Source organism: Desulfovibrio sp., from assembly GCF_018379785.1.
GTDB lineage: Bacteria > Desulfobacterota > Desulfovibrionia > Desulfovibrionales > Desulfovibrionaceae > Desulfovibrio.
This window is the reverse complement of sequence record NZ_JAGZUV010000034.1, coordinates 1-16,370: the sequence shown is the minus strand read 5'-3', so window position 1 is coordinate 16,370 and position 16,370 is coordinate 1. Positions and strand designations below refer to the sequence as shown.

Below are 16,370 nucleotides of genomic sequence, written 5' to 3'. Positions count from 1 at the left end.
GGCTGATTTACTGTTCAACAAAAGCCTGGAGTAGATCTTTGAGGATCGCTTCGCGCTTTTCAAATATCTTGAGCATGGCCTGACGGTCCAGTATGCGGTACGGGACGCCGGTTTTCTTCATGTTTTCGATCACGATGGGATCATTGAACATTTCATAAGCCTTTCGGGCGGCCTTTTCCACGATAGCCTTGTCCACGCCCGCAGGCAGGGCATAACCGCGGAAGTTGGTTGTGGCGTCATCCAGGGTCTTGTACCCCTGTTCAATGAAGGTGGGCACCTCGGGCATGAATTCATGACGTTGCAGATCGGCGATGCCCAGGACCTTGATCTTGTCCGGGGCGCGCATGGCAATGGACAGGTTGTTGAAGCTGCCCATGACCTTGCCGGCCATGACGGATTGCAGCGCATCGGAGCCGCCCTTTTCAGGGATATAGGTCAGATTGATCGCCGCTTCTTTCTGCAAAAGCAAAAGGGCGATGTGATGGCCCACAAAAAGGCCCGAACCGTTCAGGGTGACCTTGCCGGGGTTTGCCTTGGCGTAGGCCACTACGTCGGCCACGCTGTTGAAGGGGGAGTCCTTGGCCACGAAGAGCACCACCGGGTCCGCGGCGAAGTTGGCCAGGGGCTCAAGTGTGCGGATGCTGTACTTGGCGTTCTTTTTAACGATGGATTGGGCGATGAAGTTGGGCAGGTTGTAAACGGTCATGGTCAGGCCGTCACGGCTGCCCCTGTCCATGAACCAGTTCCATCCGGTCAGGCCCCCCGCGCCTGCCTTGTTCAGGATGACGATGGGCTGGCCGAAGTATTTTTCAGCGGGCATGGCACAGATGCGGGCCTGCACATCGGTCTGGGAACCGACGGAATAGGTGCAGACGGCGGTGATGGGCCCGGAGGGGTAGTCGTCGGCCGGGCCTGCGGCCACGCGCCCCGCCGGCAGCAACAGGAGCGCGGCGCAAAGCACAAAGCGGAAAATGCGGTTCATACCATCCATCCTTTGTTAGAGATTGAGAAAGCCATGAGGTTTCCTGCGGAAACCGGACAACCTTTAAAACGGCATAAAGCCTTTGGGGATCTGGACGGTCAGCCCCACGGTAAAGAGCAGATACAGGAAGCCGATGCAGGCAAAGGCGACAGCCGACCGTTTGAGCGCGCCCACGGGGGTGACCGCCATGGGCTGGGCGATCAGCGATACGGCTATCAGATAGATGAAGGAAGCCAGATAAAAGCCCATCCATTCCAAAACGGCGATATACAGCACCGTGAGGACGCACAGGATGCCCACCCGTTTTAGCGGATAACCCCTGAGCGTCAGCATGATGTCGATCTTCTGCCTGTTGCGGAGAAAGGCCAGGATATACTGCCCCGCATTAAAGGCTCCCATCAGGTACAGGAGAAACCGGGGGACCAGCAGGGATTGCTCGTCTTGCGGGCCGTCCAGCTGGAAGGCGAAAAAGACGATGATGAGGGTCATGGTCAGCGCGGCGGCGAATTCCTTAGGCATGGGTGGCCTCCTTTTGCCGGGCGGCGAGCCGGGCCTTGGCCCTGCGGGCAAACCTGATCTCGCTGTAGACGGCATAGATCAGCGACAGCAGGCAAAGACTGATGAGCGCCTGGTTCAGCGTGCCGCTGAAGAAATATTGCCACATCCCCACGTCGGTGTTGGCGATCAGCCTGCCGCGCAGGAAGTTCTCTTCCGCCAGAGGGCCGAGGATGATGCCCAGCACGATGGGCGCGCTGGGGATGCCCAGCTTTTTGAACAGCAGCATCAGCGCGCCCAGGCCGAACATGATGAGGACGTCCGTGAAGCTGTTCTGTACGCAATAGGAGCCAAAGACGCAGAGGATCATCACGATGCCGAACATCATGTAGTTGGGCACATTGCTCACGACATGCGTATAGCGCGAGGCGAGGATGCCGAAACCGAACATGAAAAACTGGGCGATGAACATGCCGATGATGAAGGGGTAGGTGATGTCGGCATTTTTGGTGAACAGCTCCGGCCCGGGGAGCAGCCCCTGAATCAGCAGGCCGCCCAAAAGAACGGCGGCCGTCGGGCTGCCGGGGATGGACAAGGTCAAAAGCGGGATGCAGGCCGGAGCCACGGTGGCGTTGTTGGCGCATTCGCTGGCGCAGACCCCCTCGGGATCGCCCGTGCCAAAGCGTTCCGGGTTTTTGTCCATCTTCTTCACCTGGTCATAGGCCATCAGGCCTGCCACCTGCGCGCCCGCCCCGGGGATAACCCCGATGATGGTGCCGAGGATGCTGCCGAGGGTCAGGGTTCGCAGGTACTTGACGTGGTTTTTGATAACCTTGCGCAACAGGCCGCCCTTGATCTGCACTTTCAGTTTTTCAAAAACGAGATGTGAATCCTCCATCATCTCCACGACCTGGGGAATGGCAAACAGGCCGATCAGCGCGGGCACGATGGCTATGCCCGCGGTCAGCATGTCATGGAAAATGAAACGGCCTTCGCCTGTGACGTTGCTTTCGCCGATGCAGCCCAGCAAGAGGCCCAGCGCGCCGCCGAAAAGCCCCTTGAGCATGGCCCCCGAAGAAAGCCCGGCAATGACGGTGATGCCGAAAACGGTTGTCCAGAAGAGTTCGGACGGGCCGAACCGCATGGCGAATTCGGACATGGGCGGCGTCAGGAAAATCAGGGCGAGAGCCCCCACAGTGCCGCCGATCAGGGAGGAAACGAATGTGGTGTACAGAGCTTCCTGCGCCCGGCCCTGCTTGGCCATGGGATAGCCGTCAAGCAATGTGGCAATGGAAGCGGGCGCCCCGGGGATGCTCAGCAAAATAGCCGAAATGGAGCCGCCCGCCACGGCGGAGGTATAGACCGCGCCCAGCAGGAGCAGGGAAGGCACCGGCGGCATATAGAAGGTAAAGGGCACCAGCAGGGCCACGGCCATGGTAGGGCTCAGACCCGGCATGGCGCCGAAGAAAAGCCCGCCGAGGGAACCGCAAACAAGCACCAGAAAGTTGGACCAGGTCAGGACGTCGGGTAAATACGCAAGCAGTTGTTCCATGGTCAGTACTCCTCAATCAACCTTACGATGAGCCCGGTTCACCGGCTTTTGACGTTAGAGCGTTTTGATATTGAAAATATCTCAATGCGCGGTGCGGATTTTCCGTGGAAGTCCGTACCGCGAAATTATCGCAAGGCGAATTTACTTCGCCCTTAAGCGATAATTTCAAGCGCAACATACTCTAAAGTTGACGCATCCGTCGGCGTTGATCTTGTCCACCAGCCCGGATTCCCAGTCAAAATAGCCTTGCATGGCTTCTTTTGAGGCATTGAGGTCGGTATAGGGGCGGTACCAGATGTCGTCTTCAGGGCACAGGGCGCAGGGCATGCCCGTTTCAAGGGGCAGCCCCGCCTTTTCCCAGGCGGGGGTGCCGCCCTGGATGAAGCTGACGGCGGCGTCCGGCCAGAGGTCGCGGGCGTCTTGTGCCGCCAGTGCCGCATGGGCGCTTTGCTCGGCGGTCAGGATGATCTGCTTGCTCTGGGGGCAGAGTGGGCGCACCCTCGGCAGATAGGCCCGGGCGACCCATTTCGCGCCGGGAATATGGCGGGCTCGATGCCGGTTGCTGGCTCCCACATTGAGGCACAGTATCCCGGCCCGGTTTTCCAGCCGCCGCGCCGCTTCCGCGACGCTGATGCCGCCTGTGGAGGCATGGCCTTCGATGCCGTTTTCACCCTCGGCAAGACCTCGGGGGGCAAGCACGGCGGCAGCGTTGAAAATGCCGCCCTTCAGCACAAAAACCTGCGGCAAGCCCATCTGCCGCAGCCAGTGGGCCGTCATGATGGCGCGCAGCTCGTCGTCGTCCATGAGAACGTAGCGCCCGTTGCGCACGGCTGCGTATTCGTCCGTGGCCTGGACCAACTGGCCGCCCTGAGCGGAAGTAGAGCCCGGGATATGGCCGGACGCGTATTCCCAAGGTTGGCGAACGTCGAAGAGATAGAGCGTCTTGTGGGCCGCCTCCGACCGCCACTGGGCAACCTTCCGCGGTTCGACGAAGCGGACATGGTACGTCTCGGCCACCTTGCGGATACGCTGTTCGGCAATGCGCCGGCCTTCCTCCGTAATGGGAGGCACCGGCCGGGTGGAGCCGTATTCCAAGTCGAAACCCGCGAGCTGCCAGTTCATTGTGCCGCCCTTGAGGGCCACGACCCGGTTGGGGATAGCGGCGTTGATCAGGGTCTGCGTGCCAATGATGCTTCTTGTCCGCCCGGCGCAGTTGATGACGATGGTCGTGCCGGGATCTTTGACCACTTCGGCTAGGCGGTAGGTCACTTCGCAACCGGGCAGGTTTATGCTGCCCGGTATGTTCATATTGCGGTATTCGCCGGTGGGCCTGACGTCAATGACAATGGTCCGGACTCGGGCGTCGTCGAGCAGGGCCTTGATCTCGCTGGGGGGCAGGCGCGGCGTTTCCCGTACGACTTCAATGTATTCACCAAAGCCCTTGCTCAGGGCGCCGACCCCGTTAACGGTGACAAAACCCGCGTCGCTCCACGCCTTCAACCCTCCGTCAACGATGTTGACAGTACGGTAGCCCATGGCCGTCAGGGCATCCGCGGCGCGGGCACTCCGGTCGAGATCTTCTGACTGGCCGTCATCCATGACAAAAACAGGTGTTTCCTTGCAGGGGACAAGTGTTTCGACTATCAATTCCAGTCTGCTCAGGGGAGTGCAGCAAGCCAACAAAAGATGTGATCTGGAAAATTCTTCTTGCTCGCGCACATCAAGCAGAGCAAATTCCGTCTCTCCGCGCGATGTTTCATGCAAATTATGCACAGTAACGCGGACAACTACAGCAGTCATACATGGCTCCTTCTGGACAATGCATTATCCTGTTTGCAAATAAAACTATCTGTATAGTAATGCGGTGTGTTGTTGCTTTGTCTCAGCAGGAATTGTGCCAACGTTCACACGGCTTTGTTTTTTTGCTGTAACCACCTAGATTTAATTGTTTTTGAGTAAACCAGCGCGTCAGGCTTGACGCTGGCGACAATGAGAATATATGCATATTTTGAGATTTTTCTTGTTTTTGAGAAAATTCTTTTGCGAAGGTCACGCAATCCGTGAAGTGACTCTTGTCGTCAGTTAAAATGATCTGTTCCATGAAACACGGTGTCTACAAAAAATATATATTTATTTATAATATATAAAACAAAATCAATACAACATTTATTTTATCGAGAGGTTCATTGCAATGAAGCAGGAGAAATATCGTTTTGCTCTTCTTGTACATTCATATGAGATAATAGAAGAATGTAAAAAAGTCATGATCAATTCGCCTGATGAGATCCGCTATGAGCTTGTTGATTTTGAAACCGGGCCGAAAATGGCGCGTGAATGTCTTGATAACGGATTTGAGGTCATTTTGTGCCATGGCGGCACGGGAGACACCATTTTCCGTTCCGTGCCGCACTCTGTCGTCAAGATTGAACGTTCCGACATGGACGTACTCAGAGCATTGCGAGTGGCAAAACAGTATTCAGACAAGATCATCCTGGCATCATACCAGGATGAATTTCACGATACCATAGCTGTTGAAATGGAGCGTTTATTAAACATCAATGTGCAAAACGCCACCTATGATTCGCCGGCAATGATGCGGCAGGCCATACAGCAATGCGTGTTGCAAGGCTTCAAGGTGCTCATCGGCGGCGGCGTGAGCAAGGCCTGCATGGAAGAGTATGGCGGCCGGGGATTCATCATCAAGCCCACGCAACGGAGCATCCAGCTGGCGTTCAAACGCGGCCGTCACCTTGCCCATTCCCAACGCGAGGCCAAACGCCGCAACGGCAATATGATGATGATCATGGAACATTTGCAGGAAGGCGTGCTCTGCATCGATTCGGAACAGCATGTCCTCATTGCCAATAAAGCGGCCTATCAATTGCTCAAGGTGCCGCCGCAGGCGGACGAGACGTTTTTCAATTCTTTTTTCCGGCCGCTTGGCCTTCTCGATACCCTGCAGGATCTGACGCCCCGGGAAAACAAGCTGGTGGATCTGCGGGGCGAAGCATTCATCGCCACGACGTATCCGCTTATCTTATATTCCGATACTCCGTGCGCAGTCAGTCTTTTTCGAGACACGCCGTCACTGCAAAGCATCAGCAACAAGATCAATAAGGAATTGTACTCCCGCGGCTTGTCCGCCCGCACGACCATTGAAGACATCAAAGGGCAAAGCCAGCCGGTGCGGCAAATGAAAGAAAAGCTGCGCCAGTATGCGCCGTCGGACGTGAACATATTCATCCAGGGGGAGACCGGCTCAGGCAAGGAGCTGGCCGCGCATGCCCTGCACGCGGCCAGCCTTCGAAAAAACAGGCCATTTGTGCCCGTCAACATTTCCGCGGTTCCCGCGCAATTGATCGAGAGCGAACTCTTTGGATATGAAGAAGGAGCTTTTACCGGAGCAAAGCGCGGCGGGAAAGCCGGTTATTTTGAAATGGCCCATAAGGGGACACTTTTTCTGGATGAAATCGGCGATATCAGCGAAGAAACGCAGCTACGCCTTTTACGTGTTCTTGAAACACGGGAGGTACTCCGGGTTGGCGGCAATCGCATGTACCCGGTGGATGTGCGCGTTATCTGCGCCTCCAACAAGCCTCTTCTCCAGTTGGTGCAGGCGGGCTTGTTCCGCATGGATCTCTATTATCGTTTGTCCACATTCAAGTTGAGCGTGCCGCCATTGCGTCGCCGTTTTGAGGATATCCCCATCCTGCTGGATAATCTGCTAAAAAAATATCATTGCAGCAGAAAAGATCTGTCCGCGCCTATCCTGGAATGCCTGCGCCGCTATGAATGGCCGGGCAATGTGCGGGAATTGCTGGCGATAATGGAAAACTACCTGCTTCTTCTGGGGAACAATCCGCCCGATCCGGCTTTGCTGACCAGCATCATGAACGAACACGGCACGGACAGCGTGGAGGCTCTTTCCTCAACAGCGGCGTCTGCCCCCAGGCCGCGCCGCAGTCCCCTGCCTTCTTTTCCGCAAGAGTCGGACCAGCTTGCAAATCCGCGCTGGACGCTCAAGCAAAGTCTGGACATTGCCCGTGACGCCATTTTGAAGAAAACTATGGATTTCTACGACGGGGACAAGAAACAGGCCGCGCAACACCTCGGCATCGGATATTCCTCTCTGTGCCGCCTGCTCAAAAAGTAAAGATAGAGTCATGGCGACTAAAGGAGGTCGTCATGGATTCACAATATAAAGCCAGGTTGCCGGAATTTGAATGCGCGGCACTTGGAGCCTTAACGCGCAACAGGAAAAGCGGGGAGAGAAAATTTATTGCTGGTCGCGGCTGTCTGTTACGAAAGCGGCGCTGGCGTGGCGGCACGGGCAGATGGGCGCAGGGACAGCCCGGCGGGCAGAGCCGACTGCGGCGAGGCGTTGCCCCGGGCATGCTGGTCCAGGGCCTGCCCGTTGAGGGGCGCGGCATTGCTTTCGGGCTGCCAGGGCTTGCTGCTGCGGGCCAGGGGCACCGGGCCAGTACCTGCGGGCCAGCTGCTGGCCGGCGGCAGCTCCGCGGACTCTTCCACGCCTTCGACGGTATGGCGGGCCGCCAGAGGCATCTGGCCGGGCTCTTCGCCCACGGGCCGCCGGGTCATCAGCAGGCCGGGTTCCGGGTCCAGCACGCCTTGCAGATATTCGCTCACGGTCACAAAACGCTGGCAGCCGCCCGCGCGCAAGTCCGCGATGATCCGGGGCAGATCGTCCACCGTGCTTTTGTGCGTATCATGAAAGAGAAAGATGCCGCGCAACGAGCCCGTGGGATAGGCATACCCGCGCGTGCTGCGCAGTTTGGCGTAGTCTGGCGGCAGACTTTTCCAGTCGCGGCTGTCCAGGGACCAGAGCACCACGGAGAGGCCCAGAGACTCGGCGGTTTCCACGGTATAGTGGTCAAACGCGCCGTAGGGCGGGCGCAGGAAAAGCGGCGTGGCCCCCAGGGAACGCAGCACGGCGTCGGTACGGCGGATTTCCTCGTCCTTGCGCTCCGGCGACAGCAGGCGGAGGTTAGGATGGGAATAGGAGTGATTGCCTATCTCATGGCCCTCGGCCACGATGCGCCGGACGATGCCCGGGTAAAGCTCGGCCTGCTTGCCCAGCAGAAAAAAGGTGGCCGGGATGCCGTACTGGTCGAGCATGTCCAGAAGTTGAGGCGTATTACGCGAGGGGCCGTCATCAAAGGTAATGGCGCAGAGGTTTTCGCTCATGCGCTGATCCATGATGTTGTTGCCGTCCACCACGCGGGCCGAAACGCTTTGGGCCGCCAAAAGCATACAGCCGCATAACGCGGCCGCTCTGAGTTGTTTCCATGGGAATTTCATTGTGCTGTCCGTTACTGAATCATTGGCTGAACTCTATCACTCCGCAATCCACCCCGCAAGCCGGGGGAGGGCTGTCGTGCGGGGTTTTAAAATTTTATTGTTTAAAATAAATATGTTAGTATTTTGATTTTGTAAAAATTTTTTTACTCGATGAATTCCGCTTGACTCAGAGGCCTGTTTCACATACTTAAGTGTCTCCCGACGAGGGCAGTTAGCTCAGCTGGTAGAGCACCGCCTTCACACGGCGGGGGTCACAGGTTCAAGTCCTGTACTGCCCACCACGGAGCGGTAGTTAAGACGGTTATAACGCCGGCCTGTCACGCCGGAGGCCGAGGGTTCGAGTCCCTTCCGCTCCGCCAGCATACAATGCGCAGCAATTCCGAGTAATTTCGGGTTGCTGCGCCTTTTTCTTTTCCCCGGTTTGCTGGCCACCGATATGGCGGCCTGTTCTTTATTTGGTACCCTCCTTAGGCCCTGTCCCCGCATCTGTTTTCTGCCGGATGCTGGTGCAGGGCTTTTCTTATCCAAAAAAAGCCTCAGGCGGAATGGCCATGCCATTTCCCCAGAAGGAGAATCCGCTATGGTGAAGGAACCCACCATGACGAAGCCTGACCTTTCCACTGAATCCTTACTGGCCCGCAAGGAGCTTGCCGAGAAGGCGACGCCTGGAGACTGGAAAGTGTATGATGTTGCATACCAAGTCTATGGCATCGAAAACCAAGACGGCGCAGATGTCTCCACAGCAACCCTTGGACCACACGGGGATGAAGAAGATTTCGCTGGGATACTTGATGAATCGGACGCCGCCCACATCGCCGCCAACTCCCCCGGCGTGGTGATCGCGACCATTAACGAGCTGGTGCGGCTGCGGGCTGAGTGCGCGCGGTTGGACTGGGAGGCAGAGTGGCTTGCGGATAAGCTCAAGCAATACAAAGGTCCGTCTATTACGTATAAGGGGGAAATAATGTCACTGCGCGAAGCCGCCCGTATGGCCGTGGAGGAAGTATGCCCACTGAAGAGTGCCGAGAAGTAATTGAGTTTCCAGAGACGGGGACTGGTAGGGAGATGACAATGGCAGATTTCTCTGATGCCTACGCCCGCATTCTGAAAGCTACAGGTTGTGACGGGCAAGCGGATTTGAGCCGATGGCTTGGAATCCCCCAAGCGCTCATTTCCGACAGTCGCCGCCGTGGAGAAATCAGACCGGAGATTCTGCTGGCGCTGCTGGAACAGTTCAACGTGAGCCCGCAATGGGTCCGCACAGGAGAAGGGGAACGGCACTTTATTATTTCTACGGATAAGATCGCTTCTTTATATGGAATGAAAATTTATTCACCCCATCAGGCGGATAGGAGGGAACAATGAACAAGGAAATGTTGAACGCTATGGCCACGGCTGCCTTTGCCCAAGCCCAGAAGGGCTTTGCCGTACCGCTTGATCCTGATCTGGCGGACGCTCTGGGGGCATTCGCAGAAGAGCTGCCGGCATCTGAGCTATAATGAAATTTTTACCTGAAGCGAAACCGCCCGCCTGGGCGGTCGTCGGGGCGTGGTGGCTCCGGCCTGATGTGCAGCCAACTAAGGAGGACATATGAGTATCAAATCCAGACAGCGCACACGGAAGCGCTCCAGATCGAAGGTCCATCCCTTGGATAAGGGCAGACTGATCATGGATGCCATCTACTGTTCCAGGTCCACTGAAGTGCAGGACTTCTACAGACAGGTTCTCAAGGAAGAGGACATGACGCTCAAAGAGCAGATCAGCCGGGGCGAAACCTGGAGCGTGGATGCATACCTGGATCGTGTGCACATGAAAGTGGGCCGGCGCTTCATTCATCTGCTCTCGCCGGTAATGCAGCAGCGCTTCCGCGCGGAGTATCCCCTGGCTTTTATCAGTGCCGGTTCGGTGGAAATGTCCTCGGCGGTGTGAAGATCAACGGCCTGCCAGGTCTGGTGAGGATGAGGAAAAGAAATGCCATAGCATGAGCTGAAAAAAGAGAAGGCCGGTTGCGACAACAACCGACCCTCAGCCTCTCGTATAGAGATGCAACAAAGTAAATGCACTCTATACACTATATAAACCGGCGTCAAGCCGGGGGGCTGCCGCCTTGTCTTTTTTCTGCTCCTTACAAACATAAGGATGCAGAATTATGAATATTCTTATCCCTAAAAATGTCTTCCTGCGGGTGGAAGACAAATTCGTGCCGGGCTTTATCGACTCGGACCAGGCCGTGGCCACAAGCCCCACCCTCCTGTACAGAAAGCTCTTTGCCGAATGCTACGCAACGGGCAAATGCAGGCTGCCCCAGAAGTATCTGGCGGGACAGTGCAAATTTTCTATCCGGACACTGCAATATGCCCAGGCCCGCCTCGTCGAACTCGGCTATATCTATGTCGAGCATACGCCTGGGGAATGCAGCTTCTATACCCTTCTGCTGTCTGACCGTGTGAAGAAGCTGCTGGTCACGGAAGACCTTATAGACCAGAGCGGCAAGCCTTCGCGTCAGGTTCAGGCACCCCCGCAAAATTTGCAGGGGGGATGCGCAAATTCTGCGCACCCCTCTTATAAGGAATATAAGAAAAAAAAGAGTTCCCCCCTTTCCCCCCATCTGCCGGAAAAATGCGAGTCAACACCCTCCGCTCGCAAGCCATTCCCAAGCACAACGCCCGTCCCTAACCCGCAAGCCGGTGGGTGGGGGGATTCTTTCTCCAAGGGGAAAAAGCCGGGCAAGGACTCCGGCTTCCAGACGGCCAATACCCTGTTTGAACGATTCTTTACGGCCTATCCGCGCAAGGAGGCCAAAGAGCCGGCTCGCGCCGTGTGGCATCAGCTCTGGCGTCGCGGCGCACTTCCGGCCTTGGATCGCCTGCTGGCGGCCCTGGATCGCTTCCGGGCTTCCACGGGCTGGATCAAGGAACATGGGCGCTTTGTTCCCTACCTCGTGAACTGGCTCCGTGGCCGGCGCTGGGCGGATGTGACCGACGCGCCCGGCGCTTCCTCCCCTGGAGTTCAATCCGCTCCGTCTTCCGACGCTTCCGTGCCCGCAACGGTAGGGACAGCGGAAAACCCTCGTCATGCGCAAGCGGTCAGGCGCTGCCTGCAACGTCTCGAAGAGCAGCACGGGACGGATCCGGCTCTGGAATCCGCTCGTCCCGTTTTCGAGAAATTTCTTTCTTGCTTTGCCGATGGCGGGAAGAGCGGCCCCGCCTGGGGCCTGTGGTCCCTGCTCTACCGGCTCGGCAAGGCTCCCACGGCAGACGATGCGTCCGGACGCGAAGGCGAAGGAGCGTTTGCCTTTCTTCAGACTTGGCAGCGGAGCGCCCATGCCACGGCTTAGGCCCGGTTTGGCGCGGGTTGAATTTTTTGCTGTGCGCGAAGATGTCATGGCCTTGCTTACCCAAGGGCACACATACGCCAGTGCCTATGACCAGCTCAAGGAAGCGGGAAAAATCAGCATGAGCTACAGCGCGTTCCGCAACTATGTCCATAACCGCAGTCGCTCAAATCTGGAGCCGAAACACGGAAACAAGCCTGCAAAACGGGAAAATGACATGGAAAGCACGGCGGAAGCAGCATCCACAAATGTGGAACAGACGCATGTTCCACGGAGAGTAACAACACCAGCCCAGGCCTTTAAGACTCATGTTCCCGACGCTTCGGAGCTGACGAAAGTAACTGAGGAGTAACGAGTGGCGACAATTCATTTTATACTGCAAGGGAAGGGCGGGGTGGGAAAGTCCATGATCGCCGTCATGCTGTATCAGGCTCTTGGGCATTTCGGAAAAGATGTCATGGCCTACGATACTGACCCGGTAAACGCCACGCTGTCCTCGTTCAAGGAGTTCAACGTGACCTCGCTGGACGTCATGAAGGACGGGAACATTGATGCCCGCAAATTTGATGGTCTGCTTGAGGCTTTGGTGAATGCCCCGGAAGAAGCCCATGTCATCGTGGATAATGGCGCGTCTTCCTTCATCGCCCTGGGCGCGTACCTGGCTGAAAATGATTTTCTGCCGCTGCTGGAAGAGCAAGGGCACAAGGTCTTCTTCCATTCCATCGTCACGGGCGGCCAGGCCCTGGGCGATACGATTCAGGGCCTGGCCAGAATGGCCCTCGGCTTCCCCACTTCTCCCATTGTGGTCTGGCTCAACCCTTTCTTTGGCGAAATAGCCATCGACGGCAAGGGCTTCGAGGATTTCAAAATTTACAAGGACTATTCCTCGCAGTTCTATGCGCTGATCGAGCTTCCCCTGGGCAACAAGGCGCTGATCGGCAAAGACCTGGAGGAACTGTTCGCCAAGCGTCAGAGCTTTGAGGCCGGGATCAACGGCAGCTCCACTTCCATAGCGGTCAAGGCGCGCCTGCGGCGTTACTGGAACCAGATTCTCTCCTGCGTCGAGCAGGCGGATATTCTGTAGGAGGCCGCATGTCCAGCGCTGAAAAGTATAAATGTACGTTGGAGCTTACCGCCAGTTCGGACTCCAATGTGCTACACTGCTCAATCCATTTTTCCCCCAACTTCAAAATGAAGAAGGGCGAAGAGGTTCCTTTCGTCGATTTTATCGGCTTGCATCTGCTTCGGGCCGCGTACCTCATGGCATCTGAGCCGGAGTTTGCGGAAGGATTGAAAGCCCTGCTTGAACTCTTCCCTGGGCCTGAAGAAACGGAAGACGAGGAGGCGGACGCATGAGCGACGATCTGCCCCCTGAAGAAACTCCGCAGGACTGGCCGGGTGAAACGTCCACTCCTTCCGCTGCCGTTGCTGACAACGCGCCGCAATCTCCGCCCGCGCCCGAACCTAATCAGTGCCTGCCGGACGGCATAGGCCTGTCCGTGGAGGACGTGCGCGTCCTGCTGGCAAGGAAGCATGATCTGGCCGTGCCCAAGGACGATCCGCTACTGATGATGGTCACAATCCAGAATGCTTTCCTTGGAGCCCAGACACAACTCCAGAAAAAGCATGAGAAGGCCCTGGCCGCCTTCATGGGCGAGCAGACGGCGGCCTATGTCCAGGGCGTGGAAAAAAGCGTGTCCGAATTACGGAAAACGCTGTCCGACGCGACCATCAACGGCATCCGGGACGCTGCATCGGACTTCGCGGCCACGCTGTCCGGCTTCAAAACCACGCTGTACCTCTGCACGGCCATTATGGGGCTTTCCGCCCTGGTCAATGTGGCCGTCTTCATCCTGAAGGCGGTGCAACATGGATGATCGCCTGCTGGAAAGCCTGGAATACAACTGTGGTCCGCTCATAATGGAGGCGCTACGGGATGAGACGGTCATTGAGATCATGCTCAACCCCGACGGAAAATTGTGGATCGAGCGCTATGGCCAGGAACAGGAATGTATCGGTGAACTTTCTTTGGCCCAGGGCACGCTGATCCTCTCCCTGGTGTCCAGCGCGCTGAAGATCACGGTGGACGCCCTTCATCCAGTGGTTGAAGGGAGCTTTCCGCTGGACGGCTCCCGCTTTGAGGGCACGTTTCCGCCGGTGGTGGGGCCGGGGGCGTCTTTTTCCCTGCGCAAGAAAGCCTCGCGGGTCATCACCATGCAGGAATATCTGGCTCAGGGCGTGATAACGCCGGAAGTGCCGCCTATTCTCCGTGCCGCCATTCTGGACCGGAAAAATATCGTTGTGGTGGGCGGAACCTCCAGCGGCAAGACGACATTCGTGAATGCCATCATTCATGAGCTGGACAAACTTTGCCAGCATGACCGTCTGCTGATCCTGGAAGATACGGCGGAACTGCAATCCCGCGCGCCCAACTCCGTTTTTTTCCTCACTTCGGAGCTGGCCGGCATCGGCATGCGCCAACTGGCGAAGGTCAGCATGCGCTACGCGCCGCGTCGCATCCTTGTCGGCGAAGTGCGGGACGCGGCCGCCCTGGAACTGCTCAAACTCTGGAACACCGGCCATCCGGGCGGCATCGGCACCTTTCACGCGGACAGCGCGGAAGAAGCTCTGGAGCGCCTGGAAGAGCTGGTGGAAGAAGCAGGGGTCGGCCCCAAGCAAAAGCTGATCGGCCGCGCCATCGACCTGATCATCCACATGGAGAAGACGCGCCAGAACACGCGCCGTCTCGCTTCCATCATTTCCGTCAACAAATTCAATGCGAAAGAGGGACGTTATGAAATAACGCCCCTCTATTCGGCTGTCTGATGGGGGAAACAATGTACCATAAGGTTTTTTTCTTCTTCGCCCTGCTGCTTTTCCTTGGAGTCTGCCCGGATCTGGCCTTGGCCAGCGGCGGCATCACGGAGTTCTCCAGTCCGCTTGAAAAGGTGGTCAACACCATTACGGGACCGGCCGGTAAGTTCATAGGCATTATTGGCATGGGCCTTTGCGGCATTTACATGATCATAAACAAAGATGACATCGCCGGTGGCTTCAAGCATGTCGTCAATACTGTATTTGCAATTTCTTTTTTTGCTTTTGCGGCAAGCATCGTCAATTCAGGCTTCAGCTTTTCCGGCGCGGTGGCCTAATGGAAGTCCGGCGCGCTCTCATTCATCAGTCGTTGCATCGCCAGAATCTTGTTCTGGGCGCGGAACGCGAACTTGCCATGAGTAGTGCTCTCATCGCTCTGCTTGTGGGCATCGGCGGTGTGACGGTTATTTCCGGCATTGCGGCCTTCGTGTTCTGGATCGCGGCCATTTTTGTACTCCGGCGCATGGCCAGGGCTGACCCGCTCATGAGCAAGGTCTGGATGCGGCATGTGAAACAGCAGGATCTTTACAGCGCCAAGGCCAGCCGCTGGCGGCCTCTGGGCGGCTTCAAAACAAAGTGACGACGCCATGAAGAAAAGCACCAGCGCCATTTTGATATTTTGCCAGCTCTGTGCCTCCGGCTGCGTCATGCACAAGAGCGGTCCCGGCTCGTTTGACGGGCTCAGCGAGACTTACGCTGCGGACGCTCAGGCCTTTGCGACCCAGACGGCGGAAGAACTGAGCCGCCGGCATGCGCCGGCGCATACCTCTGTTGCCCTGGATCGCGCGCCGGGTGTTTTTGGCGACGTGCTGGAGCAGAAGCTCCGCGCGGACGGCTTTGCTCTGGGCTCCTCCGGTCTTGGCGTCAGCTACAGGCTGGACACGCTGGAAACCGACGGCACCCCCATGCGGGGCTATGTACAGGTGGCCTGCTCTGACGGGCAGATGTTCAGTTTCACCCGCGAAGTTTTCAAGGGCACTGAACCTCCTCTTGCATATCCCCTGCCGGAAGAGCACCCGCTGGAATCCCGTCCGCTTCCGGAACGTGCGCCTATGGCGACCGTTCCGGATCAGGCATCCGCAGCGGCCATGCCGGCCGCTACTCCCAGCGTCAAGGTATATCCCGTGAGGAGAACGGCTGCTGCCGCCGTTGTGGCCAGGCGCAGCGGCGTTCCAGTCAAGGATTTCTGCCGCTGGAACCAGGTCGCCCCCACCACGACGCTGGCCAAAGGTTCTCCGGTCTACCTGTCGGAGCCGCCTGCCGACGTCCTTGAAGGGCAGCCCGCTCCCCAGGCCGTCACACCCGCGCCCATGCCGGATCCGGTATCCCTGCCCAGCCGCGCACAGACCTCGCCGACGCTGACGCTGGGAAAGCCCAAGCCCAGCGAACCCGTGGCATACGCGCCGGTTGCCGTGAACATGCCGACTGCACCTTCCCCGGAAACAAGCGCTCCGGTAACGGAGCCGCCAGTGGCTCCAGCGCCCTCAACACCGACGGTTTCCAGCGAAGCCCCCACGCCGGTAGCCGCCACGGCCATTGAGGCCGTGCCTGTCTGGGAGATCCACAAGGGCGAAATGCTGCGTGGCCTGATGGAGGGCTGGGCCGCTATAGCCGGTTACAGCCTGATCTGGAATGCCCAGAATGACTATGAAATGCGGAGTTCCGCGACCTTCTCCGGTGTCTTCGTGGACGCGGTGAAGAACTTCTTTGCGGCTCTTCAGGCCAACGGCCTTGCCCTGCGTGTGACCATCTACCAGGGCAACAAGGTCATGGAAGTGTCGGAACACTAAAGCCAGAGAGAAGAAACATTATGA

19 protein-coding genes, 2 tRNA genes and 1 other RNA gene are annotated in these 16,370 nt (G+C 57.4%); 17 read left to right on the top strand and 5 right to left on the bottom strand.

Features of this window, described 5'->3' with window-relative positions; translation table 11 throughout:
* Positions 1 to 7 precede the first annotated feature (7 nt).
* The 4 genes from KH208_RS08875 to KH208_RS08860 form a co-directional block, all read right to left on the bottom strand.
* The gene (locus KH208_RS08875; protein WP_291435586.1) at positions 8 to 982 is read right to left on the bottom strand and encodes a tripartite tricarboxylate transporter substrate binding protein; all 975 of its coding nucleotides are present in this window, start codon (positions 980 to 982) and stop codon (positions 8 to 10) included.
* 63 nt (positions 983 to 1,045) lie between these two features.
* Positions 1,046 to 1,501 (bottom strand): tripartite tricarboxylate transporter TctB family protein, encoded by a 456-nt coding sequence (locus KH208_RS08870; protein WP_291435585.1) that lies wholly within the window; start codon positions 1,499 to 1,501, stop codon positions 1,046 to 1,048.
* Positions 1,494 to 3,029, bottom strand: coding sequence for a tripartite tricarboxylate transporter permease (locus KH208_RS08865; RefSeq protein WP_291435584.1), 1,536 nt, complete (start codon positions 3,027 to 3,029; stop codon positions 1,494 to 1,496). Before KH208_RS08865 ends, KH208_RS08870 begins: the two co-directional genes overlap by 8 nt.
* A 165-nt stretch (positions 3,030 to 3,194) precedes the next feature.
* Positions 3,195 to 4,829, bottom strand: coding sequence for a rhodanese-like domain-containing protein (locus KH208_RS08860; protein ID WP_291435582.1), 1,635 nt, complete (start codon positions 4,827 to 4,829; stop codon positions 3,195 to 3,197).
* Positions 4,830 to 5,292: 463 nt separating this feature from the next.
* Here KH208_RS08860 and KH208_RS08855 point away from each other — a divergent pair, with 463 nt between their 5' ends.
* Entirely contained in the window at positions 5,293 to 7,182 is a 1,890-nt protein-coding gene (locus tag KH208_RS08855; RefSeq protein ID WP_291435580.1) for a sigma 54-interacting transcriptional regulator, read from the top strand.
* A gap of 146 nt (positions 7,183 to 7,328) precedes the next feature.
* On the opposite strand, the gene KH208_RS08850 is transcribed toward KH208_RS08855, so the two are convergent.
* Positions 7,329 to 8,300 carry a polysaccharide deacetylase family protein gene (locus KH208_RS08850; protein WP_291435579.1) on the bottom strand — a complete coding sequence of 324 codons (972 nt, stop codon included), beginning with the start codon at positions 8,298 to 8,300 and terminating at the stop codon, positions 7,329 to 7,331.
* A gap of 253 nt (positions 8,301 to 8,553) precedes the next feature.
* On the opposite strand from KH208_RS08850, the gene KH208_RS08845 reads away from it, so the two are divergent.
* The 16 genes from KH208_RS08845 (at position 8,554) to KH208_RS08770 (ending at position 16,346) form a co-directional block, all read left to right on the top strand.
* A tRNA-Val gene (locus KH208_RS08845) sits at positions 8,554 to 8,629 on the top strand.
* 1 nt (position 8,630) lies between these two features.
* Positions 8,631 to 8,707, top strand: a tRNA-Asp gene (locus KH208_RS08840).
* 221 nt (positions 8,708 to 8,928) lie between these two features.
* On the top strand, positions 8,929 to 9,381 hold the full coding sequence (locus KH208_RS08835; RefSeq protein WP_291435578.1) for an ead/Ea22-like family protein: 453 nt from the start codon (positions 8,929 to 8,931) through the stop codon (positions 9,379 to 9,381).
* A 38-nt stretch (positions 9,382 to 9,419) separates the two neighbouring features.
* A complete protein-coding gene (locus KH208_RS08830) occupies positions 9,420 to 9,713 on the top strand; it encodes a helix-turn-helix domain-containing protein (RefSeq protein ID WP_291435576.1) in 294 nt (97 codons plus the stop codon).
* Positions 9,710 to 9,847, top strand: a complete 138-nt coding sequence (locus KH208_RS08825; protein WP_291435574.1) for a hypothetical protein — start codon at positions 9,710 to 9,712, stop codon at positions 9,845 to 9,847. Before KH208_RS08830 ends, KH208_RS08825 begins: the two co-directional genes overlap by 4 nt.
* 15 nt (positions 9,848 to 9,862) lie before the next feature.
* Positions 9,863 to 9,927, top strand: an RNA gene (locus tag KH208_RS08820) — hammerhead ribozyme type II.
* Between the two features lie 11 nt (positions 9,928 to 9,938).
* Complete coding sequence (locus KH208_RS08815) at positions 9,939 to 10,277, top strand: hypothetical protein (protein ID WP_291435573.1); 339 nt, start codon at positions 9,939 to 9,941, stop codon at positions 10,275 to 10,277.
* Between the two features lie 301 nt (positions 10,278 to 10,578).
* Positions 10,579 to 11,685: a hypothetical protein gene (locus KH208_RS08810; protein ID WP_291435571.1), complete on the top strand. Its 1,107-nt coding sequence runs from the start codon at positions 10,579 to 10,581 to the stop codon at positions 11,683 to 11,685.
* Complete coding sequence (locus KH208_RS08805; protein ID WP_291435569.1) at positions 11,672 to 12,034, top strand: TraK family protein; 363 nt, start codon at positions 11,672 to 11,674, stop codon at positions 12,032 to 12,034. The genes KH208_RS08810 and KH208_RS08805 overlap by 14 nt, the downstream gene beginning before the upstream one ends.
* 3 nt (positions 12,035 to 12,037) lie before the next feature.
* Complete coding sequence (locus KH208_RS08800; RefSeq protein WP_291435567.1) at positions 12,038 to 12,766, top strand: conjugal transfer protein TraL; 729 nt, start codon at positions 12,038 to 12,040, stop codon at positions 12,764 to 12,766.
* 8 nt (positions 12,767 to 12,774) lie between these two features.
* A complete protein-coding gene (locus KH208_RS08795) occupies positions 12,775 to 13,038 on the top strand; it encodes a hypothetical protein (protein WP_291435565.1) in 264 nt (87 codons plus the stop codon).
* Positions 13,035 to 13,559, top strand: coding sequence for a hypothetical protein (locus tag KH208_RS08790; protein WP_291435563.1), 525 nt, complete (start codon positions 13,035 to 13,037; stop codon positions 13,557 to 13,559). The genes KH208_RS08795 and KH208_RS08790 overlap by 4 nt, the downstream gene beginning before the upstream one ends.
* A complete protein-coding gene (gene trbB, locus KH208_RS08785) occupies positions 13,552 to 14,508 on the top strand; it encodes a P-type conjugative transfer ATPase TrbB (RefSeq protein ID WP_291435561.1) in 957 nt (318 codons plus the stop codon). Before KH208_RS08790 ends, trbB begins: the two co-directional genes overlap by 8 nt.
* An 11-nt stretch (positions 14,509 to 14,519) precedes the next feature.
* Positions 14,520 to 14,834 carry a TrbC/VirB2 family protein gene (locus KH208_RS08780; RefSeq protein ID WP_291435559.1) on the top strand — a complete coding sequence of 105 codons (315 nt, stop codon included), beginning with the start codon at positions 14,520 to 14,522 and terminating at the stop codon, positions 14,832 to 14,834.
* The gene (gene trbD / locus KH208_RS08775; protein WP_291435558.1) at positions 14,834 to 15,136 is read left to right on the top strand and encodes a conjugal transfer protein TrbD; all 303 of its coding nucleotides are present in this window, start codon (positions 14,834 to 14,836) and stop codon (positions 15,134 to 15,136) included. Before KH208_RS08780 ends, trbD begins: the two co-directional genes overlap by 1 nt.
* Before the next feature lie 7 nt (positions 15,137 to 15,143).
* Complete coding sequence (locus KH208_RS08770) at positions 15,144 to 16,346, top strand: TcpQ domain-containing protein (protein WP_291435557.1); 1,203 nt, start codon at positions 15,144 to 15,146, stop codon at positions 16,344 to 16,346.
* Positions 16,347 to 16,370: the final 24 nt, after the last annotated feature.